This window comes from Hymenobacter sp. (assembly GCF_035709525.1).
Lineage (GTDB): Bacteria > Bacteroidota > Bacteroidia > Cytophagales > Hymenobacteraceae > Hymenobacter.
Genome location: NZ_DASTEP010000010.1, coordinates 25,250 through 52,025, shown reverse-complemented (window position 1 = coordinate 52,025; position 26,776 = coordinate 25,250). Strand labels below are relative to the sequence as shown.

The window sequence follows — 26,776 nt, the reverse complement described above, 5'->3', positions numbered from 1 at the left end:
TTTTTCTTCTTCACCGGCGGCGCGATGAAGGCCACCGCACTCTTCCCTAGGTCCTTCGACGTAGCCACCGCAATGCCGCGCTGGTCGGCTTTGTTCACGGCGCAGTAGTAGTGGTACACCACGCCTTTGTATTTCAGCACGAAGGACTTATGGGCAAACAGCTCATCGTAAGGCTCGGAGGGCTCTACCAGGTTGGCCCCCGCCCAGTCGGTCCAGTGGGTGAGGTCGTAGGAGCAGGCGAAGCGGTTCACGGCGCCCTTCACGCCGGGGTAGAAGGCCCCGAAGTAGAACATCACCCACAGCCCGTTATCCATCTTTTGTAAGTAAGCATCGCCCGTGATGCCGGTGTGGTGGTTGAGCACGGGGTTGCGCAGGTAGCGCGTCCAGTGCGTCATGTCGTCGCTTACGGCCATGCCAATGCGCTCGGCCCCGCGCTTGGCGTTGAGGCTGTCGCCGTTGGCGTTGTAGTACATCACGAAGGGATGGCCGGTGAGGCGGGCCTTATCCCAGGTCACCGAGCTTTTGTAAATGGTGTGGTTTTCCCACCAGCGCACGTCTTTGTCATCGGGGCGCAGCACGGGCCTAGGTAGGCGCTGCCAGGCGGGCAGGGTAGTGGGGTCTTTAGCTGTGGAGGCGAGGCTGATGGAAAGCAGGCCCTTCTCATACCCCCGCGAGTTGCCGCCGAAGTACGACAGCCAGTACTTGCCCTGGTAAGGCTGCCACTCGTAGCTGCCACCCCACTTGGGGTCTTGCAGGGCCACGTAACCGGCTTTCTGGTTGGTATCCCAGTCAGTTGAATCGGTGAAAGACAGGATTTTGCCCTTGGTCTGCCAGTTCAGCAAGTCCTTGCTCTGGGCCAGCCAGGTTTCGTAGCCGCGCCCGTCGAAGATGATGTAGGTCATCCACCACTGCCCATTTTTGCGGAACACGCTGGGGCAGTCCATCTTCTTCTTGTTGTCGTCCGTCACGAGCACCAGGCCGTACTTGTGGGGCGTCTTTACTTCCTCGTACACCCGCTGCATCTCAGCGGCGGGCACTTCTTTAGGTAGCGCTTTCTGCGCCCAGGCCGGCTGGCCAAGGCTACTGATTAGCAAGAGGAGAGGAAGTTTGATTTTCATGCAATTACAAGGTTGAATCAACCTCAAAATGGTAAGTGCCCGAGCCTGCCTTCACCCGCACCCGCCCCTCCGCAAAGCCCAGCACCTGTAGCTCCGGGTGCTGCGCCAGCGGCTGGCCGCCCTCCGTAAGGCGTGCCGAAGCGGCGGCCGGCAGGTACACGGTAGCCGTGGTATTGGCCGGAATGGTCACCGTCAACCTAAAGGACTTGCCCGCCTTTTTCCAGTCGCTCACAATCAGCCCGTAGGGCGAGCGGTGCGTGGCGCGGGCGCTGGTGACGTCGCCCACCGGCTCGGGCCGAATGTCGATTCTGTCGAAAGCCACCGACCCGGCCGCCGGCCGGATGCCCCCTAGGCCGCCGTACAGCCACTCCTGCAAGTGGCCCAGCATCAAGTGGTTGTTTGATACCGTGGGCAGGGCCGCCCACGACTCGGTGAGGGCCGTGGCGCCCTGGGCCAGTTGGTAGCCGTAGCCCGGCACGTCGCTGCGGCTATTCATAGCAAAAATGACGTCGGAGCGGCCGGCGTCTTCCAGCACGCGCAGCACGTAGCGGTAGCCAATGTCGCCGGCCGTCAGCGCGTTGCCGCGGCTGCGAATGTCCTGCACCAGGTTGTCGAGCACGGCCGCCTGGTCGGCGGGTGCTACCAGGCCCATGTACAGCGCCATGGCATTGGCCGCCTGGCTGCCAGTGGCGTACTGCTTGGTCTGGGGGTTGAAGAACTTCGCGTTGAAGGCCGTTTTGACGTCCGCGCCCAGCTTCTCGTAGGCCGTAGCGTCGGCGGCGTGGCCTAGCAAGCGGGCTATCTGGGCCAGGAGGGTGAGGTCATAGTAATAAGTAGCCGTGGCGGTTACGCCCATCGGCGTTTGCTGCGAGGTGCCCGGCGGCTTGGGCCCTAGGTCGTACCAATCGCCCAGCCCTTTGCTGTTGATGTGGTGGACTGCCTGCGTGCCGAGGTAGGCCACGTAGCGCTGCATCATGGGGTAGCTGCTGGCCAGCGTCTGCCGGTCGCCGTACCACTGGTAAAGGTACCAGGGCAGGATGATGCTGGCGCTGCCCCACTCCGGTGAGTCGCGGAAGATGTCGCCGCCCCATTCAAACTTCACGTACTCGGGTGCGATTTCGGGTACCAGGCCCTCGGCTAGCTGCGAGGCCTGCATGTCCTGAGTGGTCTTGCGGCCGAGGGTGGCAATGTCGTAGCGGTAGCGCACCGACGCGCCCATCAGGTGCGTTTCCTCTAGCCAGCCCAGCTTTTCGCGGTGCGGGCAGTCGGTAAATACGCTGGCCAGGTTGCTCTTAACAGACCAGTCAATCAGCGTGTGCGTGCGGTTGAGCAAGTCGTTGGAGCACGAAAACTCGCCCACCTGCGCCGCCGCATTGCGCGTGTGCAGGGCCGTGAGGCGCAGTATCTCGGGTTGGCTTTGGGCGTTGGGCTGGCCGGTGGGCACGCCGCCCGTCACCTGCGCGTAGCGGAAGCCGTAGTAGCTGAAGCGCGGCCGCCACGTCTCCACGCCGTTGCCCTTCAGCACGTAGGTAAAGTAGAAGCCTTTGCCGCTGTGCTTCTGCGTAATTGTCTTGTCGGCCGCCAGCAGCTCGGCCGGCGCGATGCGCACGGTGTCGCCGCGGTGGCCGCGCACCTGTAGCTCCACGATGCCCGAGGCGTTTTGGCCAAAGTCATACACCCACTTGCCGGGCTGCGGCTGGGTGGTACTTTGGGCGTTGAAAGCGTCAAAAACCCGCAGCGGCTCCTGCTGCTGCGCTACCAGCTCGGCCGGCCCATCGACGGTGATAACGGGCCGCCATATTTGCGCGTCGAAGCCGGCCGTGGCCCAGTTGGCCGGCTCCAGCGTGGCGTTGTAGTCCTCGCCCCCGTAGATGCTGCTGAAGGTGATGGGGCCGGCCGTGGTTTGCCACGATTGGTCGCTCACCACGTTTTCGTGCGAGCCATCGGCGTAGTCCAGCGCCAGCCGGCAAATCAGCTTCGGGTAGCCAAAGGCCGACTTGAGCTTGCGGTAGCGCTCCTTCACGGGCGGCACGTAGTAGAAGCCGTTGCCGAGCAGCACGCCCAGCGCGTTGGCCCCACTTTTCACCTGCTTCGTCACGTCAAACGCCACGTATTGCGCCTGTTTATCGTACTTCGTCCAGCCGGGGTCGAGGAAGTGGTCGCCCACTTTCTGGCCATTTAACACGGCCTCAAACTGCCCCAGCCCGCTGATGAATAGCGTAGCTTTAATGGGCTGTTTTTTAGCCGCAAATCGCTTGCGCAGCAGGGGTAGCACGTTGGTGCCGGTGTAGGCGTCTTTTTTGCCATCCACGGGCAGCACGTTTATGCGGTCGGCGGGTAGCTGCTCGTAGGCTATCCAGGCCGCGCCCTTCCAGTCGGTAGGGGAGAACAGGCCCGTCTGCCACTCGGCCGGGGTGCTCCAGGCCGATTCGCCGCCCTGGTTGTCCCAGGTTTTTACCTTCCAATAATACGTTTGAGCGGGCTGCAAAGCCCGGCCCGCGTAGCTCACCTGAATGGAAGCGCCCGACGAGACTTTGCCCGAATCCCAGACGTTGCCCCGGCTCTGGTCGAGGCTTTGGCGGCTGTCGGCCACCAGCACCTGGTAGGCGGTCTGGCGCACGTTGCGGCGGGCCGATTGCAGCTCCCAGCTCAGGGCGGGCGTGCTGGTTTGCACAGCCAGCGGGTGCGGCTGGTATTCGCAGCGCAACTGGCTTACTCGCAGGCTTTGCGCCGCGCTAGGCCGGGGCAGCAGCCCCAGGCAAAAAGCAGCTAAAAGCGCACGAAAAACCATCAGGAAAGGCCAGTGAGTGGGATGAGGGCTACAAAGATTCGCGTTGTGCCCCGCCGGCTTGTCCCGCCTTTTGGCATCTTCTTATAGCATATTAGCATAGCCGGCCGGTTTGGCCACGTTATTAATGCTAGTTTTGGCCAATCGCCTCCGGCCGCGCGCTTTGCGCGCCGGCGGCTGCCCCGGAACTCTCGTGGCCGCCGGATGGGCCTTGGTGCGCCGGGCTGCGCTGCCGCCCGGCTCGAAAAAGCCAAACCGGGAGCCCGCGTCGTTTCTTTGCGAGAAAAACCGCGCCGCCCGGCTCACCTCATCCGTCGGCTCTCTTTCCGTTCCCTTGAAAAACCTGTTCCCAACTGCCGCGCTGCTGGCCGCGCTCGGCCTCGCCGCCTGCGACTCCAAAACCGCCACCACCGGCGAAGCTCGCACCGCCCCCTCGGCCGAAGCCGCTGCGGCCCTCACTACCCCCGAAGCCGCGCCCACCTCCGGCGCGGCCGCCGTGGCCACCGACGAGGCCAATGCCGCCCCCGCGCCCGACCCCAGCACCATCCCGGCCGCCAAGGTCAACGACGTGGCCGCCATCCTGGCCCGCCCGCAGGTGCCCATTTTGTGCTACCACCAGATTCGCGACTGGACTGCCCGCGACTCGCGCAGCGCCAAGGATGACATCGTGCCCATCGCCACCTTCCGGGCCCAGATAAAGATGCTCGCCGACTCGGGCTACCACACCATCCTGCCCGACCAGCTCTACGCCTACCTCACCACCGGGGCCAAGCTGCCAAGCAAGCCCCTGATGCTCACCTTCGACGATACCGACCTCGACCAGTTCACCATCGCCCGCCCCGAGCTCGAAAAGTACGGCTTCAAGGGCGTGTACTTCGTGATGACGGTGAGCCTGGGCCGCCCGCACTACATGAGCAAAGACCAGGTGAAACAGCTTTCGGAAGAAGGCAACCAAATCGGCTCGCACACCTGGGACCACCACCGCGTCACCAAGTACACCGAGCAGGACTGGGTAACGCAGGTCGATAAATCGACCAAAACTCTGGAAGAGCTCACCGGCAAGAAAATCAAGTACTTTGCCTACCCCTACGGCCTCTGGAACCCCGCCGCCTTCCCCGAGCTCAAAAAGCGCGGCTTCGTGGCCGCCTTCTCGCTCTCCGAAAAGCGCGACCAGAACGACCCGCTCTTCACCGTGCGCCGCATGATTGCCAGTGGCTACTGGGGGCCGAATGCGCTGTATAAGAATATGGTGCTGAGCTTTTAAGGCTCACTTGCAAGCTGTAAATCGTTGGTCATGCTGAGCGCAGCGAAGCATCTCGCGTGGCGCAGTAACTTCTATCGTGGATGGTTAGTTACCCAAGCGAGATGCTTCGCTGCGCTCAGCATGACCAACGATTTATCACAATCTAGCAACTATTTATGGACGAATTCATGCAAGCCGCCATCGCCGAAGCCCGCCTGGGCCGGCAGCAGGGCGGCATCCCCATCGGCTCGGTGCTCGTGCGCGCCGGCCAGCTCGTGTCGCGCGGGCACAACAAGCGCGTGCAGGAGCTCGACCCCATCGCCCACGGCGAAATGGACGCCCTACGCAACGCCGGCCGCCAGCGCACCTACCGCGATACGGTGCTCTATACTACGCTGATGCCCTGTTACATGTGCGCCGGCACCATCGTGCAGTTCAAGATTCCGAAGGTAATAGTAGGCGAGGCCCGCACCTTCGGCGAATCGCGCGAGTTTCTGGAAAGCCACGGCGTGGAAGTCGTCATTCTGGACTCCGAAGAGTGCGTGCAGATGATGCAGGAGTTCATCGAGGCCGAGCCCACGCTCTGGAACGAGGACATTATGGAGCTGTAAAAGCAGGCGCTGGGTGGCTGTCTTAGCCACGTAGCGGCGTAGCAGCACCATGATAAGTGCAGTCGCCATCCTGCCGGATTGAAGCGTTTGTTGAAGCGCTTTAATCCGGCAGGATGGCGGCTGCACTTATTTTAAAGCTTTTGCTGACTGCGGATAGTGCGGGCAACTACCCACCAGACCCCGCGAAAATAACCGGCCCGCGCAACCGGCCGCCTCAGCCGGTGTCTATGGCTTTCAGCAATCCTCTTTTCCTTTCCAACCTGTCCGGCTTTTCATGCAAAAACATTTCCTCGCCCTGGCTGCCGCCGGCCTGCTGGCCACCCCGGCCCTGGCCCAAAACGCAACCCCAATCCCCGAAAAGCTCGATGCCGCCGCCCTGGCCAAAATAAAGGACGAAGGCCTGAACCGCTCGAAGGTGATGGAAACCGCCTTTTACCTCACCGACGTGTGCGGCCCGCGCCTGGCCGGCTCCGAGGGCCTGGCCCGTGCCAACGCCTGGACCAAAAAGCGCCTCACCGACTACGGCCTCGCCAATGCCAACGTGGAAGCCTGGGGCGACTTCGGCCGCGGCTGGGACATCGACAAAAGCTACGTGGCCATGACCGCGCCCTACTACCACGCTATGATAGGCGTGCCCAAGGCCTGGACGCCCAGCACCCCCGGCGCGCTGCGCAAGCAGGTGGTAGTAGTAAAAGCCACCACCGAAGCCGACCTCGACAAATACAAAGGCCAGCTGCGCGATAAAATCGTGCTGCTGCCCGTGGCCACGCCGCCCACGCCCAATTTCGAGCCCGACGCCAAGCGCCTCACCGCCGAGGACTTGCAGAAGCTGGCCGACGCGCCCGCCGCTACGCCCAACGCCGCCGCCAACCGCCCCGCCGACCCCGCGATGGCCGAGCGCATGGCTACCCTACGCGCCCAGCGCGAGCTGCGTACCAAGGTCAGCGCCATGTTATTAGCCGAGGGCGCGGCCGCCGTGCTCAGCCCCGGTCGGGGTACCGATGGCACGGTGTTCACCACCAACGGCGCGCCCTACGCCGCCGATGCCAAGCCGGTACTACCCGAACTGGAAATGAGCAGCGAAGACCAGCTGCGCCTCATTCGGCTGGCCGAGGCCGGCATTCCGGTGGAGATTGAAATGGAAACCAAAACTCGGTTCCAAACCCAGGATTTGAAAGGCTACAACGTGGTGGCCGAAATACCGGGCACCGACAAGAAGCTGAAAAGTGAGGTAGTGATGCTCGGCGGCCACCTCGACTCGTGGCACTCGGCCACCGGGGCCACCGACAACGCGGCCGGCGTGGCCGTGATGATGGAGGCCGTCCGCATCCTGAAAGCCAGCGGCCTGAAGCCGCGCCGCACCATCCGCATTGCGCTGTGGGGAGAGGAGGAGCAGGGCCTGCACGGCTCGCGCAACTACGTCAAAAACCACTTTGCCGACCCCGCCACCATGCTCCTCAAGCCCGACCACGAGAAGCTGAGCGCCTACTTCAACCTCGACAACGGGGCCGGCAAAATCCGCGGCATCTACGCCCAGGGCAACGAGGCGGTGAAGCCCATATTCACCGCCTGGCTCCAGCCGTTTGCCGAGATGGGTGCTACCACCGTCACCTCGCGCAACACCGGCAGCACCGACCACGTGGCCTTCGACGCGGTGGGCTTGCCCGGCTTCCAGTTCATTCAGGATGGGCTCGATTACTTTGCCCGCACCCACCACTCCAACCAGGACACCTACGACCGCCTCGTGGCCGACGACCTCAAACAGGCCTCGGTAGTAGTCGCCTCTTTCGTGTACAACGCCGCCATGCGCGACCAAAAGCTGCCCCGCAAGCCGCTGCCGGCCCCAGTGAAGCCGCAGTAACCGGCGTTGGTTTTAACAGAAAAGCGCCCCGCTGAGCCTGGCTCAGCGGGGCGCTTTTCGTTTGTCATTGCGCGCGCAGCGAAGCCGAAGCAATCGCATCTGTTCCGGCGCGCTATCCGGGTGCGATTGCTTCGCTGCGCGCGCAATGGCAAACAGTTTTGTGATAATAATAACTAGGTCAAGCGGTCAAGCAGCTACTACCGCCCCGCCCTGGGCCGAAGCGGCAGCCTGAAATCCGGCCGGCGTTCGGTGGCCCGCTGCTTAGCCGCCGCTTCCTGGGCGGCCTGCTGCTGCTGGGTGAGGTGAGAATAGGAAAATTCTGCTTTCGCTACATCAACCTGCACCGTGAGCTGGGCGGTGTGCTCGGTGTGGCTTTCGCGCAGGTAGTCGGCTACTATTTGGTGAAAGCGCTCGCCAAACTCCCAGAAGAAAAGTGTGCCCCCGTCGGGTTTTTCGCCCGAAAAGCTGAGGTAGCTGCCCGGCGTGCTCACGTCGAGGCGGCCGTGGTGGCAGCGCGCCTCACGCAGGCGCTGGTAAAGAAGCTGATTGAGCGCAAGCTGCGCGGCAGAAAAAGTGAGCATAATACAAATAGGACACGCCGAATAAACTAGCGGGGTAGCGTATGGGTAGCTAAACGGGACGATAACGCAACAACGCAAAATCTCGTCTGTACATTCCCCGCAATTGTACTTCGCCCTTATGCCCGCTCCCAGCATCGGCCAACCCCTGCGCCGCGTCGACGGCCGCCTCAAAGTAACCGGGCAGGCCCGCTACGCCGCCGAGCATGCCGTGCCGGGCTGCGTGCACGGCGTGCTGGTAGTCAGCGCTATTGCGGCCGGCCGCATTGCGCACCTCGATACCCAGGCCGCTGCTCGCGCGCCGGGCGTGCTGGCTATCGTGTCGCATTTGAACGCGCCCCGCGTGCCTGGCTACGAAAACCCCCAGCCCGACAAGCGGGTGGAGGGTCAGCAGCTGCGCGTGTTTTTCGACGATAAAATTCACTACAGCAACCAGCCCGTGGCGCTGGCCATCGCCACTACCCTCGAGCAAGCGCAGCACGCCGCCGCGCTCGTGCGCGTGCAGTACGCGCCGGCCGCCCCGCAAACGGACATTGAAAAGAACCTGTCCCGCAGCTACACGCCCAAGAAAAGCGAAAACTACTCCCGCGGCCAGCCCCAGGCCTATAAAACGGCCCCCGTGCAGGTAGCCCACGAGTACCAGACGCCCGTGCAGGTGCACAACCCGATGGAAATGCACGCCGCCATCGCCGAGTGGCACGGCAACCAGCTGACGGTCTGGAATAAAACCCAGGCCCCCACGCTGGCCCAGCAGGACTTGATGCAGCTCTGGAACCTGCCCAAAGAAGCCGTGCAGGTGCATTCGCCGTTCGTGGGCGGGGCGTTTGGGGGCGCCTCGCGCATCTGGCCGCCCGAGATGGCGGCCATTTTGGGGGCCAAGGTGGTAGGCCGCCCGGTGAAGGTGCTTAATGAGCGCGGGCACGAGTTTAACATGGTGGGCTACCGGCCGCGCGGGGTGCAGCGCGTGGCGCTGGGTGCTGCGGCCGATGGCACGCTGGTGGGCGTGTCGCACCAGGTTTTCGGGGCTACCTCGCGCTACGAAGAGTTTACCGAGCGCACGCTGCACCCCACCAAATCGGGCTACCGCTGCCCCAACGCCGAGCTCACCTACCAGCTCGTGCCCCTCGACCTGAGCACGCCCTGCTGGACGCGCGGCCCCGGCGAAACCACCGGCTCCTTCGCCCTGGAGTCGGCGATGGACGAGTTGGCGTATGCCTTGAAGATGGACCCACTGGCGCTGCGTATCAAGAATTTTGCCGAGGTAGACCCCAACGGTGACCGCCCCTGGAGCACCAACTACCTGCGCGAGTGCTACGAGCGCGGGGCCGCGAAATTTGGTTGGAATCAGCGCAAGCTCGCGCCCGCTGCCACCCGAGAGGGCGACTGGCTGGTGGGCCAGGGCATGGCCATGGGCATCTACAAAGCCGTGCGGGCCAAGGCCAGCGCCCGCGCCCGCCGCCTGCCCGATGGTACCTTAGTAGTGCAAAGCGCTACCGCCGACGTAGGCCCCGGCACCGCCACCGTGATGACCCAAATCGCCGCCGATGCCTTCGGCATTGCCCCCGAAAAGGTGCGCTTTGAGCTCGGCGACGCGGCCCTGCCACCCGCGCCCGGCCAGTTTGGCTCGCACACGGTGGCCTCGGTAGGGGCGGCGGTGCACGCAGCTTGTACCGCCCTGCGCCAGCAGCTGGCTGATAACCCCGCCGCACCCGCTGAGGTAGTGCGCGAAGCGCCCGAGGTGCCCGAGAAAGGGGAGAAGTCGGGTAAGTCGTTTGCCGCCCACTTCGTGGAGGTGCGCGTGCACGCCCACACCGGCGAGGTGCGCGTAGCCCGCGTAGTGTCGGCCATCGACGCGGGTCGCATCATCAACCCCAAAACCGCCCAAAGCCAGGTGTACGGCGCCATTACCTGGGGCCTCGGCCTGGCCCTGATGGAAGACGCCGTGCTCGACCACCGCTTCGGCCGCATCACCAACGCCGACCTGGCCAACTACCACGTGCCGGTGCAGGCCGATATTCCGCCCGCCATCGACGTGCTGTTCATCGATAAGCCCGACACCTACCTCGACCCGATGGGCGCCAAAGGCCTGGGCGAAATCGGCATCGTGGGCTTCTGCGCCGCCATTGCCAATGCCGTATATCACGCCACCGGCAAGCGCGTGCGCGAACTGCCGATTACGCCGGATAAGATGTTGTGAGCTAGTGATTAATGCTAGAATTAACGGCCAGATTTCCAGTGATTCCGGCAGCTTAGAAAAAAGTCTTTTACTTCCGACCCGCTGCCATCTATATAAACCTTGAATTGAGTACTGTCATTCCTTGTGACAGTTACAAAAGGAATTGTGAAATCGCCTGGTGGATGAGTTGTTAAATTAATGTGGGCAATGTCTTGGTAGTAAGCAAAGCTTGTTTGCTTATTACCTCTATGAAGCCAATAGTTTGCAATGCGTTTGGTTGTGTAAAAATTTCCAGCTCCTTTTATTCCCTGATGATTGGAATAAAGTTGATAAATTTTCTCATTGGCATCTAGCAAACCAAGCTTTCTTATTTGTTCAAGCTCTTTAGTTGATAGTTGGTCACCCCGATAAATCTTATTGCAAGAAGATATTACACAGGGAAGCAACACACAAGCTAGGCTGATAAAGTCGCGCAGTTTCATAGCCTTACCCCAGCTTCTCCTTAAACAGCCGCAGCGTGCGTTCCCAGGCCAGCTTGGCGGCCTCGGCATTGTAGCGGGCGGGCGATGTGTCGTTGTTGAAGGCGTGGTTTACACCTTCGTACACAAACAGCTCGTAGGGCGTGTGGGCGGCTTTCAAAGCCGCTTCGTAGGCCGGGATGCCGGCGTTGATGCGCTGGTCGAGGCCGCCGTAGTGCAGCATGACGTTGGCCTTGATTTGAGGCACCTCTTCGGCCTTGGGCTGCTGGCCGTAATAGGCCACGGCGGCGTTGAGGGCGGGGTCGTGCACTGCCAACTGGTTGGCCAGGCCGCCGCCCCAGCAGAAGCCCACGCAGCCGGTGCGGCCGTTGCAGTCGGGCCGGGCGCGCAGGTAGGTGAGGGCGGCGAGGTAGTTGTGCAGGTTTTTAACCGGGTCGAGCTGCCCGATGAGCGTGCGGCCCTGGTCTTCGTCGGCCGGCGTGCCGCCCACCACGCTCAGCGCATCCACGCCCAGCGCGAGGTAGCCGGCCTGCGCCACCCGTCGCGTCACGTCCTTGATGTGCGGCGTGAGGCCCCGGTTTTCGTGGATGACAACCACCGCGCCGCGCTTTTTCTTGCCTTTGGGGTGCACCAGGTAGCCGCTTACGGTGGCCCCGTCGCCGGGCCAGGTTACAGTTTCCTCGACCAGGTTTTCGGCCAGTGGTTGCACAGTGGTGGCGTGGGCGTAGCTGGGCTCCAGCACGCTCAGGGCGGTGGTGGCCAGCGCGGCGCTGCCGGCCAGCTTCAGTAGGCGGTCGAGGAAGTCCTTGCGCGAGAGCGGGCGGTGGGTGTACTCGTCGAAGAGATTGATAATGCGCTGGTCCATCGGGCGGGGTGAGGGTGGAGGATGCAAGGTAGGGTGCGAGGGGCGGCTCACCCGTGGGAACCTCACCCCCCGGCCCCCTCTCCAAAAAAGAGGGGGAGCCTGACGCCTAGCAACGTCCGACTGCGGTCGGCTCCCCCTCTTTTTTGGAGAGGGGGCCGGGGGGTGAGGTTCACGCGCGCAGCCGTTGGAAGTAAGCCGCCGACCGCCGCAGCCGGCTTCCGTACCAGCTGAACAATTCCCCATCGACCAACTGAATTTCCGCCGTCGGGCAAAGCATCTGAAACTCCGCCAAGTGCTTGTCCTGAAACGGATACGGCTCAGAAGACAAAAATATACGTTCCGGCGCAGCCGCGGCCAACTGCTCGGGCGTCACTTCCGGGTAGCGCCCGAGGTGGGCGAACACGTTGCGGAAGCCCGCCCGCCGCAGCATATCGTCAATAAAAGTGCCGCTGGCCGCCGCCATGTACGGCTTGCGCCAGATGAAATAAGCGACTGAAACCGGCGGCTCCGGCGCAGCCAGGGCAGCGAAGGAAGCAGCTATTTCGTCGGCTACTTGCTCCGCTTTTTCCTCGGCCCCTGTGATAAAACCAACCCGGCGAATCATATCCAGCGCTTGCGGCAAGTCGCTGATGTCGCTCAGCCACACCGGGTAGTGCGCCGCTAACTGCTCGATGCCGGTTTGGTAGTTTTCTTCCTTGTTACCAATGATTAAATCGGGCTTCAAGGCCGTTATTTTATCAAAATCAAAATTCTTCGTGCCGCCGATTACCGTAGCCGCTTGGCGGGCTTCGGGCGGGTGAATACAGAATTTGGTAACGCCCACTACCCGCTCGCCCAAACCTAAATCGAACAGCAATTCGGTTTGGGAAGGTACTAGTGACACAATGCGCTGCGGCGGAAACAAAATTGCCACGCGCCGCCCTAATTGGTCAATCACTGATTTTTCGGATTTTAGCGGATTACACGGATTTTGTAGGTGCCTGTTTTCGGTCATGATTTTTAAAGTAAGCAAAACGGCCGCTCTACTGAGCGGCCGTTACTTTGTAATTCAGCTTTTACAACGTGCAGCTTATCGGCTACAAAATCCGTGAAATCCGCTAAAATCCGTGCTAATCAGTGATTAGCTGAAGTACCGGAAATCGTGCCCGTCCTCGATGCGCAGCAGCGTTTCGTAAATCAAGTTAATTACGTTCTGCACGTCGTCCTTATGCACCGTCTCTACGGTAGTGTGCATGTACTTGAGAGGCAGCGAGATGAGTGCCGATGCCACGCCCGCGCCCGAGTAGGCAAAGGCGTCGGTGTCGGTGCCGGTGGCGCGGGTGGCGGCGGCGCGCTGGAACGGAATATCCGCCTCCTTGGCCGTGGTGAGGATGAGGTCGCGCAGGTTGTTCTGCACGGCGGGGCCGTAGGTGATAACCGGGCCTTTGCCGCAGCTGATGTCGCCGGCCGTTTTCTTTTCGTACATCGGCGACTGGCTGTCGTGGGTCACGTCGGTGATGATGGCCACGTCGGGGTTGATGCGGTGGGCTATCATTTCGGCCCCGCGCAGGCCGATTTCCTCCTGCACGGCGTTCACGATGTAAAGGCCGAAGGGTAGCGAGCGGTTGTTTTCCTTGAGCATGCGGGCTACCTCGGCCACCATGAAGCCGCCCACGCGGTTGTCGAGGGCGCGGCCCACGTAGTACTTGTCGTTGAGGACCGTAAACTCGTCCTCAAACGTGACGACCGAGCCCACGTGCACGCCCATTTCGGCTACCTCGTCGGCCGACGAGGCGCCGCAGTCCAGGAAAATGGTTTCGATGGTGGGCGCTTTGTCCTGCTCCACCTTGCGCACGTGGATGGCGGGCCAGCCGAAAACGGCCTTCACAATGCCCTTGTCGCCAAAGATATTGACCCGCTTACTGGGCGCTACCAGGGCATCGGAGCCGCCATTGCGGCGCAAATACAGGTAGCCTTCTTTGGTGATGTAATTCACGAAATACGAGATTTCGTCGGCGTGCGCCTCGATGACGACTTTGTACTTCGCCTCGGGGTTGATGACGCCCACCACGGTGCCGTAGGTGTCTACGAAGTAGCTGTCGATGTACGGTTTAATGTAGTCCAGCCACAGCTTTTGGCCTTCTTTTTCGAAGCCGGTAGGCGAGGGATTATTGAGGTATTTTTCGAGAAAAGCAAACGACTCGGGACGCATAGGGAACAGTAAGAAAGATTAGTTTATCAAGGGATGAAGCCGAGCGATAAACAAGGCAACGCATAAGCAGCAACTGCCGGCAATTAGTAAGAAACGGCTGACTTTAAGTGGTGCAGTATCAGGCATCAGATTGGTCCACTGGTCACTGCCCTCCACAATTAGCGAAAAGATGACCAAGACAACCGCCAGCAGCCTCAGCACCCAGCGGCCTGCTTCGAAGCGGAGAAGCAGACCAGCAGTTACGCCGATAATTCCCAAGGCTAGGAAAATGTTGTCTACTAGTTGCCAGCCGTCCATCGCTAGTTACAGCGGAATGTTGCCGTGCTTTTTGCGCGGCAGCGTATCTACCTTGTTTTCGAGCATCTTAAACGCACGAATCAGCTTCTGCCTGGTTTGCGAGGGCAGGATGACCTCATCGACAAAGCCGCGGTGGGCGGCGCGGTAGGGAGTGGCAAATTTCTGCTGGTACTCGTCTACCTTTTCTTGCAGCTTGGCTTCGGAGTCTTCGGCCTGGGCGATTTCGCGCTTGAAAATGATTTCGGCCGCGCCCTTGGCACCCATTACCGCGATTTCGGCGGTGGGCCAGGCGTAGTTGAGGTCGGCCCCGATGTGCTTGGAGTTCATCACGTCATACGCGCCGCCGTAGGCTTTGCGGGTGATGACGGTGATGCGCGGCACGGTGGCTTCGCAGAAGGCGTAGAGCAGCTTGGCGCCGTTGGTGATGATGCCGCGCCACTCCTGGTCGGTGCCGGGCAGGAAGCCGGGCACGTCTTCGAGCACGAGCAGCGGGATGTTGAATGAGTCGCAGAAGCGCACGAAGCGGGCGGCTTTGGTGCTGGCATTGATGTCGAGCACGCCCGCCAGCACGGCCGGCTGGTTGCCCACGATGCCGATGCTGCGGCCCGCGAGCCGCGCAAAGCCCACCACGATGTTCTCGGCAAAGTTCTGGTGCACCTCCATAAAGGAGTCAGCATCAATCAGACCCTCAATCACTTCGCGGATGTCGTAGGGCTGGTTGGCGTTGTCGGGAATAAGGGTGTCGAGCGCGGGGCGGCTTTCGTCGCCCTGCTGCTGGTAGGGCTGGGCGGGGGCGGTTTCCTCGCAGTTCTGGGGCATGTAGCTCAAGAGTTGCTTGAGCTGCTGAATGCACACGACCTCGTTGGCGGCGGTGAAGTGCGTGACGCCGCTCTTGGCCGAGTGGGTGCTGGCCCCGCCGAGCTCCTCGCTGGTCACGTTTTCGTGGGTCACGGTCTTCACCACGTTGGGGCCGGTCACGAACATATAGCTCGTGTTTTCGACCATCAAGATGAAGTCCGTGATGGCCGGCGAGTACACCGCGCCGCCCGCGCACGGCCCCATGATGGCCGACAGTTGCGGCACCACGCCCGAGGCCAACGTATTCTTATAGAAGATGTCGGCGTAGCCGCCGAGGCTCACCACGCCTTCCTGAATGCGGGCCCCGCCCGAGTCGTTGAGGCCAATAACGGGCGCGCCGTTTTTCGTGGCCAGGTCCATGATTTTGACGATTTTCTCGGCGTGCGTCTCGCTCAGCGAGCCGCCGAAGACCGTGAAATCCTGCGAGAAAACGTACACCAGGCGGCCGTGCACGGTGCCGTAGCCGGTCACTACGCCGTCGCCGAGGTAGTACTCTTTGTCGAGGCCAAAGTCTTTGGAGCGGTGCATCACAAACTTGCCGATTTCCTCAAACGAGCCCTCATCGAGCAGCAGGTCAAGGCGTTCGCGGGCGGTGAGCTTGCCCTTTTTGTGCTGGGCCTCGATGCGGGCCTGGCCGCCGCCGAGCAGGGCTTCCTGGTTTTTGGCGGCGAGTAGTTCGGTTTTGGAGGGGGTGGGCGTGGCGGCGTGGGAATCGGCCATGGGGGCAGGGCGGGGAGAGTAAGTAACGGGGGCTTAAAGCCCAAAGATAGGCCGCAGTAGCACCAAGCTCCAGCTCGGTGAAGCATTGGGCAGCACCCAAACGAAGCGGACGCTTCACCAAGCTGGAGCTTGGTGTTACTCCCAGCCCAAATCGGCGTTGATGGGCGGCGTGGGGTCGAGCGAGCGCCACAAGTACTTGCAGGCCAGCGTGCGGTAGGGCCGCCACGGCTCGGCCAAAACGAGCATCCGTTTGTGCAGCGCCCGGCCGGTTTCTTCCAGCCCGTAGAGCTTGCGCATGGCATTCTGAATGCCCAAATCGCCCTCGCTGAACACGTCGGGCTGGTCGAGGGCAAACATCTGGAGCATCTGGGCGGTCCAGCGGCCCACGCCTTTTATGGCGGTGAGGTGGGCCGTGAAGGCTTCCTCGTCGAGCTGGCTCAGGTGGTCGTAGTCGAGCAGGCCGCGCTCCTGGTAGTCGGCAATGGCCTTGAGGTAGCCGATTTTCTGGCGCGAAAGGCCGGCTTCGCGCAGCTCGTCTTCTTCGAGGCGCAGCACCTCGCGGGGCTCGGGGTAGCCATCGGGCCGGAACAGGGCGGTGAAGCGCCGCCAGATGGCGGCGGCCGCCTTGGTTGAAATCTGCTGGCTCACGATGGCGCGCAGCAAAGCCAGGTACAAATCTTCGTGGGCGGCGGGGCGCACCGGGGCGGTTATTTTGGCAATGGCCTGGGCCAGAATCGGGTCGGCCTGGGTGAGGTGGGCGAGGCCGGCGGCGTGCCAGTGGGGCTCGGTGGCGGGGGGTAAAATAGCGGGCATGGGGCGGTTTTAGTCGATGTCTTCGGCGTGCGTAGCTACTTCAACAACTTCGAGCACCGTGCCGGTTTCACTGAGGCGCAGGCCGGTGAGGCAGCGCCCGAATACGGCCCCCATATCGAGGTAAATGGCATTAGCCACCGCGTCGAAGCGCAGCTTGCCGTCGGTGGTGGGGGTGTGGCCCACCACTTGCAGCGGGCCGGTATTGAGCAGCGGGCTGCGCCGCCACAGCACCCCATCGGGGTTGTTGGGGTCGAAGGGGGCTAGCTCGTCGGCAAAGCCAGCGTGCGAAAAAACCACGTGCTCGTTGTCCCAAAACAGCGGCCGGCGGCTGAGCCAGGCGGCGTGCGGGGCCAGCCAGGTGCGGTGCCGCTGGTACTGGTGCAGGGTGCCCTGGCCACCCCAGCCGAGCCAGCTCTTATAGGGGCCGTCGGGACCGAGGTGCTCGGCCATGCCCCAGTCGTGGTTGCCTTGCAAAAAAACGGTTCGGTTGGGAAAATCCTGGCTGAGCTGGCGGCACAGCTCCACGGTTTCGGGCGAGTAGTTGCCGCGGTCCACGAGGTCGCCGAGCTGCACCAGCCGCTCGCCCGGCTGCCAGTGCGTGAGGAGCTCCTGAAACGTGTGCAGGCAGCCGTGGATGTCGGCGATGACGAAGAAATTCATAGCTGCCCTTTAAGTTAATACGTGACTTACTCGCGCGGGGCCGCTGGCCCGGCCACCCCCAGCCAGCGCACCAGTGGCCCAATGGTGAGCCCTTGCCCGATGATGGAAAACACGACAATTACGTAGGTAATGCCCACCAACAGCTCGCGGGGCGCTTCGGCCGGCAAGCTCAGCGCCATCGCTACCGAGAGCCCACCGCGCAGGCCGCCCCAGGTCAGCACCGGCACGCTGCGGTGCGAGGGCGTAAACAACCCGCTGCCCCGCAGCAGCCCCAGCGGCAGCGCCACGGCCAGCAGCCGCGCCAGCAGCACCACCGCCACGGCCGCCACGCCCGCCCCGATGATGCGCCCCGTAATGGGCAGCACCAGCGCTTCCAGCCCCACCAGCACGAAGAGCAGGGCGTTGAGCACCTCGTCAATCAATTCCCAAAACTTGTCTACGTAGTCTTGCGACAGCTCGGAGGTAGTGCCGCCCTGGCGGCTGAAATGGCCCACCAGCAGCCCAGCCACCACCATCGCCAGCGGTCCCGAGGTGTGCAGCTGCGCGGCCAGCGCCGTGCCGCCCGCCACTAGGGCCAGCGTCAGCAGCACTTCCACTTGGTAGTTATCAACGGAGCGCAGCAGCCACGCCGCGCCCAAACCAAAAACGGCCCCCAGGGCCACGCCGCCCACAGCCTCCTGGGCAAATACGGTGAGCGCGTGGCTTACCGTGACCTCCTTCGGGCCAAGCAAGGCTACTTCCAGCAGCACCACGAAGAGCACCACGCCCACGCCGTCATTGAAGAGCGACTCGCCCACTATCTTGGTTTCCAGGTCTTTGTCGATGTTGGCCTTGGTGAGGATACTGAGCACCGCCACCGGGTCGGTGGGCGAGATGAGTGCCCCAAACAGCAGGCAGTACACCAGCGGCGTAGGCAGCCCCAGCCACGGTAGTAGCACGTACATTGCCCCGCCCACCAGCGCTACGCTCAAGGGCGTGCCGATGAGGGCCAGAATGCCCACCGACCAGCGCAGCTTACCTAGCCGCCGGGTATCGACGTGGATGGAGCCGGCGAAGAGCAGAAACCCCAGCATCACCTGCATCACGAGGGCGCTGAAATCGATGCTGCCCACCACGCGGGCCAATGCCAGCACCGGGGCCACGCCCAGCCGGGCCAGGCCCACCAGCGCCAGCGAGGTCAGTAGCCCCAGCACCATCAGACCGATGGCGGGCGGCATTTTCAGGAAGCGGTGATTGAGGTAAGCAAAGGCGGCGGCCAGGACGAGGAGTAGCGCAAGGGCATTGTATAAGGGCATCTTGGGCGGTTTTAGGTTTGTGTTTATTCAGTTGCGTCTGTCATGCTGAGCGCAGCGAAGCATCTCTATTGGGTAACTAACTTCCGATGCTCTGCAACGCAGCGATAGAGATGCTTCGCTGCGCTCAGCATGACAAGCGTAACTTAGCCAGCTAGCCCGGCCACTACTTGCGCCACGCGCTCGGTCATGGCGTCGTCCACGTCGAGGTGCGTCACGAAGCGCACCCAACTGCCGCCGAAGCCGCTGGCCCGGATGCCCTGCGCCTCCAGCCGGCTCAGGAAGTCAGCCACGGTCAGGCGGCTTTCATCGAGGCGGAAAAGCAGCAGGTTGGTTTCGGCCGCCAGTATTTCGGCCACGTAGGGGAGAGGGCGCAGCGCCTCGGCCAAGCGGGCGGCGCGACGGTGGTCGTCGGCCAGGCGGTCTATATTGTTATCAAGAGCAAAAAGCCCGGCCGCCGCCAAATAGCCCGCCTGCCGCCAGCCGCCGCCGAACAGCTTGCGCAGCCGCTTGCACTTCTGAATAAAAGAGGCCGAGCCAAGCAGCACCGAGCCCACCGGCGCGCCGAGGCCTTTAGAAAGGCACACCGAAATAGAGTCGAACAGCCGGCCGTAGTCCTGGCTACGCTGCCCGGTAGCCACGAGCGCATTGAAAATGCGCGCCCCATCAAGGTGCAGCGCCAGGCCGTTTTTTTGGGTGAGGGCGGCTATTTCTTCTAAATCGGCCCAGGCGTAGCAGCTGCCACCGCCCCTGTTGTGGGTATTTTCGAGGCAAATTAGGCTGGTGGTGGGATAGTGTACGTTGCCCACGGGCCGAATGGCGGCTGCAATCTGGGCGGCCGCGAGGCGGCCCCGCTCGCCGGGTAGCAACGCCACCGAGGCGCGGGCGTGGTGCATGATGCCGCCCACTTCCCAGAGGTAGACGTGGGCCGTGGCTTCGCAAATAACCTCCGAAACTGGGGCGCAGTGCGCCATGATGGCCAGCTGATTAGTCATGGTGCCCGAGGGGCAAAACAGGCCGGCTTCCAAGCCGAAGCGGGCGGCAAGCTCGGTTTCGAGGCGGTGCACGGTGGGGTCTTCGTCGTACACGTCGTCGCCGACTTCGGCGGCGTGCATGGCGGCCAGCATGGCCGGCGTGGGGCGCGTCACGGTGTCGGAGCGCAAGTCGATAATTTGGTGCATAGTGCTTGGTGCCTAGTGCTTAGAGTCTATAGGTTAGGGCTTGGTGGCTAGTAATTTGAGCTGCCGTAGAAACGCGCTGATAAATTACTTTTTCCCAGGCACCAGGCACTAAGCACTAAGCACGAAGCTAAAAGGTTTGGAATTCCAAAATTAGCCCCTTATTTTTGCACCTCATTTGCCAGAACTACCCCGAAATCCTCATTTCCCCGGAAATCATGTCCGTTACCCGTCTGAAGCGCAAGCACCGCAAAAACATTGCCCGTGCCAACAATGAAACGCGCAAAATCAAAAACTTGCTGCGTACGCCCGTGCTGAAAAACGTGGACCTGGACGAGCTGAAATCGCGCTTTGCTCAGTCGGCCCCCGCTACGGAGGCTGGCGAAAAAAAAAAGCCTAGCGTAAAGGAAGAGGGATTGCTCGATAAGGTAGCGCACGCGGCTTCGGCCGCTGCCGACAAGGTAAAGCAAGTTGCCACCGACGCCGCTGATGCCGTAGCGCACAACAGCGTAGTGGAAAAGGCCACCGCCGCCGTGCAGGAAGCCGCCCACAACCTCGTGGAAGGCGCCAAGCACGTGTTGCACCCGGAAACTACTGAGCCCACCAGCCAGAACGCCGCCCAAGTCAACCAAACCGGCACCGAAGGCTTCGACGAAGCCGAGGCCGTGACCAAGCCCGTCAACGAAGACGGCCAGGAAGGCGAGCACCCCAAACCCGAAATTCACCTCTAAGCCAGCCCACGGGTTAAGCCTAGCAAATTAAAAAAGGCCGCCGCTCTTACCAAAGAGTGGCGGCCTTTTTTGTGCAGTTTTATGTTTGCGCGTGAGCAAGTAGCGCGGACTTTTAGTCCGCGAGTAGGCACATGCCAAGTAGCACAAAAGATGAAGCGGGCGGTGGGCTTTTCCTTCGGCGAGCGATAGCAGCCGACGAACAGCCGGCAGCCCGCTTTGGGTGTTCGTCGCATAGTGCTGCCATCGCCTCGCGAACTGAAAGTCCGCGCTACGCTACCGCCCGCGCTCGCTGGGCAGCAGGGCGCGCGGGCCGAGCTCCACGGCCTGCATGTCCATTACCTGGCCTTTGTCGATGCCGAAGCGTAGCAGCGTGCGTACCTTATGAAAGCCGTGGCGGCCGGCCGCACCGGGGTTGAGGTGCAACAGGCGCAGCTTGGGGTCGGGGGCCACACGCAGGATGTGCGAGTGCCCGCTGATGAACAGGCCGGGGCGTGCCTGGGTCAGCAGTTGCCGGGCCTCGGGGGTGTAGCGGCCGGGGTAGCCGCCGATGTGCGTCATCACGACCCGCAAGCCCTCTACTTTAAAATCCTGCACCAGCGGCTCGGTGCTACGAATTTCGGGGCCGTCGATATTGCCGTACACGCCCCGGAATACCGGGGCCAAGCCCGCCAGCCCCATCACGACCTCGGCCGAGCCAAAATCGCCGGCGTGCCAGATTTCATCGGTGCCTTGCAGGTGGTGGATGATGCGGTCGTCGAGGTAGCCGTGGGTATCCGAAAGCAAGCCAATTCGCGTCATAGGCCACAAAGATGCAGCCGGGCGGTTGAGCTTGGGCCAAAAACCGGGCGGCGTGTATCTTGCAGCGCCGCCCGCCGTATGGCAGGGGCCCCCAACCGGCTACCGCCGGTTTTCGCTTTTCAATCCCGACTCTTTCCCGATGAACGTTTTCATCAACGACGTACCGCTGATAATTAAAAAGCTCAGCGAGAAGGTCTACAAGCATAAGTACGACCTCATTCTGGAGGCTACCGACGAATTCACCAGCAAAGACCTGGTGGGCGACGTGCTCGTGCGCGACGCCTCCGCCGCCTTCCTCGACCGCCTGCTGCGGCTCATGGAAGTTAAAAAATTAAAAAAGCTCGACTCGCTCACGCTGCTGGTGCGAAAAAAGAAGAATCTCATCCTGCACCTCAAAGACCAGTTCAAGATAGCTAAGGCCGCCGGTGGCCTGGTAGTGAAGGAAGGCCAGGTGCTAATGATTTATCGCTTAGGCAAATGGGACCTGCCCAAGGGTAAGCTCAACCGCGATGAGGACGTGGCGCTCGGGGCCATCCGCGAGGTAGAGGAGGAGTGCAACATCAAGGTCGAGCTGGGCGAAGAGCTGCCCAGCACCTGGCATTCCTACGCCTACAAGGGTAATAAAATGTTAAAGAAAACCAGCTGGTACGTGATGAAGTGCCTCGACGACTCGGTGATGCGCCCGCAAACCGAGGAGTACATCGAGGAGGTGCGCTGGATGTCGCCGCACGATGCCCTGGCCCGCCTCGAAGAGTCGTATGCCTCCATTGCGCTGGTAGTGCGCCACTACCTGAGCGAAATGGCCGGCAAGCCCGCCAAAACGGCGGCCGCCGACTAATGGGCGGGGCAGGCAGGCGGCCGGGTGGGCCGCGCCGGTGGGCGGCCGCGCTCGGGGCCGGTGGGCTGCTGGCCGCCTGCTCGGGCGCGCACGAGCCCCGCCACGTGGCCAGCGCCGGTAGCGTGCCGGTGCAGGTGGCTCCCACGGCCAACGTGCCGGCGTTGCTGGGCGTGTCCATCGATGGCCTGCGCCAGCGCCTGGGGGCTACGTGGCCGGTGCCCGCCGCCGTGGCCGAGGCCCTGCCCGAGTCGCGGCTGACCCTGGCTGACTCGGCCACGGCCTTCCGCACGGGGGGGCTCACGCTGGTGGCCAACTACGACGCCCGCTCGCGCCAGGTGCGCGACCTGCTGCTGCTGGGCCACCACGAAGACAGCCTCATGGGCCGCGCCCACCTGCGCCCCAACGCGCCCAACTACCTGGTAATGCCGGTTTTCTACGCCGGCAACACCTTCCGGCTGCTGGGCGTGCGGGTGATACCCACCAAGTAACCGCCGTAGAAAACGCCATTCTGAAACGCCCTGCTGGCCGCCGCGCCAGCGGGGCGTTTTGCTGGGCCGACTGGCGCGGCGCGGCCGCAGGCGCGGCATTTCCCAAAGTTTCCTTAGCTTTACCCCTTCTGGTTTCGGCCCAGAAATTTGGCTATCGTAGTTCCACCCACTTCTTTTCTTCATGCAACCAGCCACCGCCCTGCGCGAGCAGCCCTCCCAAGAATTTGCCACCAAGCACCCGCCGGGCCTCTACCTGCTTTTTCTCACCGAAATGTGGGAGCGCTTCAGCTACTACGGCATGCGCGGCCTGCTCACGCTGTACCTCACCAAGGCGGCGATAGCGGGCGGCCTCGGCATCCCGGAAGCGGCGGGCACGCTCATCTACGGCTATTTCACGGGGTTTGTGTATTTCACGCCCATCATTGGGGGCTGGCTGGCCGATAAGTACCTCGGGCAGCGCCGGGCTATTCTCATTGGGGGCGTTACGATGGCCATTGGGCAGTTTTTGCTCTTTATGCAGCCGGCGCTGTCCACCGAGGGCGCGTTTTTTGGCTTGCCCTGGCCCACGGCGGCTGGTCTGCTGCTCATCATCCTGGGTAATGGCTTCTTCAAGCCCAATATTTCGACCATCGTAGGCAAGCTCTACAAGCAAGGCGACCCGCTGCGCGACGCCGCGTTTACCATTTTCTACATGGGCATCAACGTGGGGGCGTTTCTGGCCCCGCTGGTGTGCGGCTACCTGGCCGAAAACCTGTTTGCCGTGCGGCACCTCGACCCCGCTACCCAGCAGATGGTAGTCGACCACTACGGCTTCCGCTACGGCTTTTTGGCGGCGGGCACGGGTATGATACTGGGTCAGATTCTTTTTAACGTATTTGGCAACAAGTACTTGGGTTCGGTAGGTATGCAGCCCGAGGGCAAGGGTGATTCGCCCGAAGCCAAGGCGGCCAAGGCCCCGCTCACCAAGGAGGAAACCGACCGCATGGCAGTGATTTTTGTTATCACGCTGTTCGTGGTTTTCTTCTGGGCGGGCTTCGAGCAGGCCGGCTCGTCGCTTACGCTGTACACCGATAAGTACATCAACCGCGAAGTAGCGGGCTTCCTGATTCCCACTTCGTGGTTTCAGTCGGTAAATGCGGGCTTCATCGTGCTGCTAGGGGCCCCGGTGGCCGCCCTGTGGGTGAGCTTGGGCCGCAAGGGCAAGGACCTGAACATCCCCGTCAAAATGGGCCTGGGGATGGTCCTGCTCGGCGTGGGCTTCCTGTTTATGGTGGGGGCTGCGCTCCAGCGCGGCGGCGACGTGGCCGACCAAACCATCAAAGCGAGCATCCTGTGGCTGCTAGCTACGTATTTCTTCCACACGGTCGGCGAGCTGTGCTTGTCGCCCGTGGGCCTTTCCATGGTATCGCGCCTCTCGCCGCCGGCCCTCACGGCCATGCTTATGGGCGTGTGGTTTTTAGCGCCCTTCGTAGCCCAAATCGCGGGCGGCTACATCGCGGCCTACGTCGAAACGCTGGGGGCGCTCAAGGTGTTCGGCCTCATTGCGGCCTTCGTTATCGTAGCGGGCCTGCTGCTTATCGCCATCTCGCGCAAGCTTTTTGCGATGATGCACGGCCGGGGCTAGTCTTCCTCACTCCAAATAAAAAAAGCGCCGCTGATTAGTCAGCGGCGCTTTTTTGTGGGGTATAATGAAACTGTCTAGAAAGTCTAAATCCGTCATGCTGAGCGAAGCGCAGCGTAGTCGAAGCATCTCTATCGGTGAATTAACCTTCTACGCTTAGCAACGAGGCGGTAGAGATGCTTCGGCTCCGCTTCGCTCAGCATGACATACGCCCCCATGCCTTTCAAAAAGAGAAGCCCCGCCGCACCAAGTGCAACGGGGCTTCCCACTAAAAAACAACTCAAAACGAACCAGAGCCAACAGTCAGCCTGCGCAGCAGGCGTATCCGTTAAATCCTACAAATCCGTTTGAATCTGCGGTCTACATCATGCCGCCCATGCCACCCATACCGCCCATGCCACCATCACCGTGGCCAGCGCCCGACTCCTTAGGCTCGGGCTCGTCCGAAATCACAGCCTCCGTCGTCAGCAGCAAGCCGGCGATAGAAGCAGCGTTTTCGAGGGCCAGGCGGGTTACCTTGGTGGGGTCGATGATACCAGCGGCCACCAGGTTTTCGTAGCGGTCCTCGCGGGCGTTATAGCCGAAGTCACCTTTGCCGTCGCGCACTTTCTGCACCACTACCGAGCCTTCGCCGCCAGCGTTGGCCACGATGGTGCGCAGGGGAGCCTCCAGGGCCGTGCGGATGATGTTCACGCCGGTGCGCTCGTCACCGTTCAGGGTTTCGATGGCTTCGAGCGAGTCGAGGGCGCGCACCAAGGCCACGCCACCGCCGGGCACCACGCCTTCCTCAACGGCGGCGCGGGTAGCGTGCAGGGCATCGTCTACGCGGTCTTTCTTCTCCTTCATTTCCACTTCGGTGCTAGCGCCGATGTAAAGAATGGCCACGCCGCCCGACAGTTTGGCGAGGCGCTCTTGCAGCTTCTCCTTGTCGTAGTCCGAGGTAGTGGTTTCCATCTGGGCCTTAATCTGGCCTACGCGGGCCGTGATGGCGTCTTTCGAGCCTTTGCCGTTGACGATGGTCGAGTTGTCTTTGTCGATGATGACTTTTTCGGCCTGACCCAGGTAGTCCAGGGTCGCGTTTTCGAGCTTGTAGCCCTGCTCTTCGCTGATGACGGTACCGCCCGTGAGGGTGGCGATGTCTTCGAGCATGGCCTTGCGGCGGTCGCCGAAGCCGGGAGCCTTCACGGCCGCGATTTTCAGCGAGCCGCGCAGCTTGTTCACTACCAGCGTAGCCAGGGCTTCGCCGTCAACGTCTTCCGAGATGATAACCAGGGGCTTACCAGTCTGGAGAACCTGCTCCAGCACGGGCAGCAGCTCCTTCATGGTGCTCACCTTCTTGTCGTAGATAAGCACGTAGGGGTTGTCGAACTCAACCTCCATTTTCTCGGGGTTGGTCACGAAGTAGGGCGAGAGGTAACCGCGGTCGAACTGCATGCCTTCTACCGTCTTCACTTCGGTTTCGGTGCCGCGGGCTTCTTCTACCGTGATAACACCCTCTTTACCAACCTTATCCATGGCGTCGGCAATCATCTTGCCGATTTCCGCGTCGTTGTTGGCCGAAATCGTACCTACCTGGGCGATTTCCGAGTTGTTCTCGATTTTCTTCGACTGCGACTTCAGGTTGGCAACCACGGCCTGTACGGCCTTGTCGATGCCGCGCTTGAGGTCCATCGGGTTAGCGCCGGCGGCCACGTTTTTCGAGCCGGCCGTGTAGATGGCCTGGGCCAGTACGGTAGCCGTGGTGGTGCCGTCGCCAGCCTGGTCGGCCGTTTTCGAAGCCACTTCCTTCACGAGCTGGGCGCCCATGTTCTCGATGGGGTCGCGCAGCTCGATTTCCTTGGCTACGGTTACGCCGTCCTTGGTGATGCTCGGCGCGCCGAACTTCTTGTCGATGATAACGTTGCGGCCTTTCGGGCCGAGGGTTACCTTAACGGCGTTCGCCAGCTTGTTGACGCCAGCTTGCAGCTTCGAGCGGCCGTCGACGTCAAATTGAATGTTCTTAGCCATTTGGGTGGTTAAGTGAGGGAGTTATAGAATGTTACGTAAGGTGGCTTAGAGAACGGCCAGAATGTCCTTCTCCTGCATGATGAGGTAGTCCTCGCCATCCAAAGTGATTTCGGTGCCAGTCCACTTGCCGTACAGCACTTGGTCGCCTACCGATACTTCGGGCTTGATAACGGTGCCGTTGTCGGCCGTTTTGCCAGCGCCTACTGCTACTACTTCGCCGCGCTGGGGTTTTTCCTTGGCGGTGTCGGGGATGATGATGCCAGACTTGGTGGTAGCTTCGGCGGCGGCGGCTTTCACGACTACGCGGTCGGCCAGCGGTTTAATGCTCAGTGCCATTGGTTGAATGGTGGGTGTGTGATGTTTTGGAAAACGGAAAACTAGGTATCCTGCGGCGGCAGTTGACACGAAACATGCCAAGCGCCCAAACCTGACAGAATGCGCGGCTACAAGCGGCGGATTGGCAGAAATGTTTAGGTAATGCTCCTGAAACCGGCCGTTGTGGCTTATGAAATAACCGCCTGCGTGTTCCTCCATTCCAGCAAAAAAGCCAGTGGCTGCCCCCGTA

At 61.8% G+C, this 26,776-nt stretch carries 24 protein-coding genes; 8 read left to right on the top strand and 16 right to left on the bottom strand.

The features are described 5' to 3' along the window. Both VFO93_RS00945 and VFO93_RS00940 read right to left on the bottom strand, forming a co-directional pair. The coding region (locus VFO93_RS00945; RefSeq protein WP_325132426.1) for a glycosylase at nt 1-1,118 on the bottom strand (1,118 nt) is incomplete at its 3' end. Nucleotides 1,119-1,122: 4 nt separating this feature from the next. Continuing rightward, nucleotides 1,123-3,909, bottom strand: coding sequence for a family 78 glycoside hydrolase catalytic domain (locus VFO93_RS00940; protein WP_325132425.1), 2,787 nt, complete (start codon nt 3,907-3,909; stop codon nt 1,123-1,125). Nucleotides 3,910-4,240: 331 nt separating this feature from the next. On the opposite strand from VFO93_RS00940, the gene VFO93_RS00935 reads away from it, so the two are divergent. The 3 genes from VFO93_RS00935 (at nt 4,241) to VFO93_RS00925 (ending at nt 7,621) form a co-directional block, all read left to right on the top strand. Beyond that, nucleotides 4,241-5,170 carry a polysaccharide deacetylase family protein gene (locus tag VFO93_RS00935; protein ID WP_325132424.1) on the top strand — a complete coding sequence of 310 codons (930 nt, stop codon included), beginning with the start codon at nt 4,241-4,243 and terminating at the stop codon, nt 5,168-5,170. A 155-nt stretch (nt 5,171-5,325) separates the two neighbouring features. Then, entirely contained in the window at nt 5,326-5,760 is a 435-nt protein-coding gene (locus tag VFO93_RS00930) for a nucleoside deaminase (RefSeq protein WP_325132423.1), read from the top strand. 274 nt (nt 5,761-6,034) lie between these two features. Continuing rightward, complete coding sequence (locus VFO93_RS00925) at nt 6,035-7,621, top strand: M28 family metallopeptidase (protein ID WP_325132422.1); 1,587 nt, start codon at nt 6,035-6,037, stop codon at nt 7,619-7,621. Nucleotides 7,622-7,818: 197 nt separating this feature from the next. Here the strand turns inward: VFO93_RS00925 and VFO93_RS00920 are convergent, their stop codons facing one another. Beyond that, nucleotides 7,819-8,202 carry a hypothetical protein gene (locus VFO93_RS00920; protein WP_325132421.1) on the bottom strand — a complete coding sequence of 128 codons (384 nt, stop codon included), beginning with the start codon at nt 8,200-8,202 and terminating at the stop codon, nt 7,819-7,821. A 118-nt stretch (nt 8,203-8,320) separates the two neighbouring features. Here VFO93_RS00920 and VFO93_RS00915 point away from each other — a divergent pair, with 118 nt between their 5' ends. Then, nucleotides 8,321-10,396 (top strand): xanthine dehydrogenase family protein molybdopterin-binding subunit, encoded by a 2,076-nt coding sequence (locus tag VFO93_RS00915; protein ID WP_325132420.1) that lies wholly within the window; start codon nt 8,321-8,323, stop codon nt 10,394-10,396. A 20-nt stretch (nt 10,397-10,416) separates the two neighbouring features. Here the strand turns inward: VFO93_RS00915 and VFO93_RS00910 are convergent, their stop codons facing one another. The 10 genes from VFO93_RS00910 to VFO93_RS00865 all read right to left on the bottom strand — a co-directional run bounded on the left by VFO93_RS00910 (nt 10,417) and on the right by VFO93_RS00865 (nt 19,731). Continuing rightward, nucleotides 10,417-10,857, bottom strand: coding sequence for a hypothetical protein (locus VFO93_RS00910; protein WP_325132419.1), 441 nt, complete (start codon nt 10,855-10,857; stop codon nt 10,417-10,419). Nucleotides 10,858-10,861: 4 nt separating this feature from the next. Next, nucleotides 10,862-11,719, bottom strand: a complete 858-nt coding sequence (locus VFO93_RS00905) for a dienelactone hydrolase family protein (protein WP_325132418.1) — start codon at nt 11,717-11,719, stop codon at nt 10,862-10,864. 169 nt (nt 11,720-11,888) lie between these two features. Continuing rightward, on the bottom strand, nt 11,889-12,656 hold the full coding sequence (locus tag VFO93_RS00900) for a helical backbone metal receptor (RefSeq protein WP_325132417.1): 768 nt from the start codon (nt 12,654-12,656) through the stop codon (nt 11,889-11,891). A 183-nt stretch (nt 12,657-12,839) separates the two neighbouring features. Next, nucleotides 12,840-13,910 carry a M42 family metallopeptidase gene (locus VFO93_RS00895; protein ID WP_325132416.1) on the bottom strand — a complete coding sequence of 357 codons (1,071 nt, stop codon included), beginning with the start codon at nt 13,908-13,910 and terminating at the stop codon, nt 12,840-12,842. Nucleotides 13,911-13,928: 18 nt separating this feature from the next. Further along, a complete protein-coding gene (locus VFO93_RS00890; protein WP_325132415.1) occupies nt 13,929-14,207 on the bottom strand; it encodes a hypothetical protein in 279 nt (92 codons plus the stop codon). Between the two features lie 6 nt (nt 14,208-14,213). Next, complete coding sequence (locus tag VFO93_RS00885; RefSeq protein WP_325132414.1) at nt 14,214-15,785, bottom strand: acyl-CoA carboxylase subunit beta; 1,572 nt, start codon at nt 15,783-15,785, stop codon at nt 14,214-14,216. Nucleotides 15,786-15,920: 135 nt separating this feature from the next. Continuing rightward, on the bottom strand, nt 15,921-16,598 hold the full coding sequence (locus VFO93_RS00880) for a DNA-3-methyladenine glycosylase 2 family protein (RefSeq protein ID WP_325132413.1): 678 nt from the start codon (nt 16,596-16,598) through the stop codon (nt 15,921-15,923). Between the two features lie 9 nt (nt 16,599-16,607). After that, nucleotides 16,608-17,258, bottom strand: coding sequence for a metallophosphoesterase (locus tag VFO93_RS00875; RefSeq protein ID WP_325132412.1), 651 nt, complete (start codon nt 17,256-17,258; stop codon nt 16,608-16,610). 26 nt (nt 17,259-17,284) lie between these two features. Continuing rightward, nucleotides 17,285-18,553 carry a sodium:proton antiporter gene (locus tag VFO93_RS00870; RefSeq protein ID WP_325132411.1) on the bottom strand — a complete coding sequence of 423 codons (1,269 nt, stop codon included), beginning with the start codon at nt 18,551-18,553 and terminating at the stop codon, nt 17,285-17,287. A gap of 143 nt (nt 18,554-18,696) precedes the next feature. Beyond that, entirely contained in the window at nt 18,697-19,731 is a 1,035-nt protein-coding gene (locus tag VFO93_RS00865) for a GntG family PLP-dependent aldolase (protein WP_325132410.1), read from the bottom strand. A 215-nt stretch (nt 19,732-19,946) separates the two neighbouring features. On the opposite strand from VFO93_RS00865, the gene VFO93_RS00860 reads away from it, so the two are divergent. After that, nucleotides 19,947-20,459 carry a hypothetical protein gene (locus tag VFO93_RS00860; RefSeq protein WP_325132409.1) on the top strand — a complete coding sequence of 171 codons (513 nt, stop codon included), beginning with the start codon at nt 19,947-19,949 and terminating at the stop codon, nt 20,457-20,459. 273 nt (nt 20,460-20,732) lie between these two features. Here VFO93_RS00860 and VFO93_RS00855 read toward each other — a convergent pair whose 3' ends face one another. Further along, nucleotides 20,733-21,257 (bottom strand): metallophosphoesterase family protein, encoded by a 525-nt coding sequence (locus VFO93_RS00855; RefSeq protein ID WP_325132408.1) that lies wholly within the window; start codon nt 21,255-21,257, stop codon nt 20,733-20,735. 139 nt (nt 21,258-21,396) lie between these two features. On the opposite strand from VFO93_RS00855, the gene VFO93_RS00850 reads away from it, so the two are divergent. The 3 genes from VFO93_RS00850 to VFO93_RS00840 all read left to right on the top strand — a co-directional run bounded on the left by VFO93_RS00850 (nt 21,397) and on the right by VFO93_RS00840 (nt 24,207). Continuing rightward, complete coding sequence (locus VFO93_RS00850) at nt 21,397-22,095, top strand: NUDIX hydrolase (protein ID WP_325132407.1); 699 nt, start codon at nt 21,397-21,399, stop codon at nt 22,093-22,095. Then, nucleotides 22,095-22,583 (top strand): hypothetical protein, encoded by a 489-nt coding sequence (locus VFO93_RS00845; RefSeq protein WP_325132406.1) that lies wholly within the window; start codon nt 22,095-22,097, stop codon nt 22,581-22,583. The genes VFO93_RS00850 and VFO93_RS00845 overlap by 1 nt, the downstream gene beginning before the upstream one ends. Nucleotides 22,584-22,764: 181 nt before the next feature. Further along, on the top strand, nt 22,765-24,207 hold the full coding sequence (locus VFO93_RS00840; RefSeq protein WP_325132405.1) for a peptide MFS transporter: 1,443 nt from the start codon (nt 22,765-22,767) through the stop codon (nt 24,205-24,207). A gap of 357 nt (nt 24,208-24,564) precedes the next feature. On the opposite strand, the gene groL is transcribed toward VFO93_RS00840, so the two are convergent. Together groL and groES are read right to left on the bottom strand one after the other, a co-directional pair. Further along, nucleotides 24,565-26,211, bottom strand: a complete 1,647-nt coding sequence (gene groL, locus VFO93_RS00835) for a chaperonin GroEL (RefSeq protein ID WP_325132404.1) — start codon at nt 26,209-26,211, stop codon at nt 24,565-24,567. Nucleotides 26,212-26,256: 45 nt separating this feature from the next. After that, complete coding sequence (groES, locus tag VFO93_RS00830) at nt 26,257-26,547, bottom strand: co-chaperone GroES (RefSeq protein WP_325132403.1); 291 nt, start codon at nt 26,545-26,547, stop codon at nt 26,257-26,259. Nucleotides 26,548-26,776: the final 229 nt, after the last annotated feature.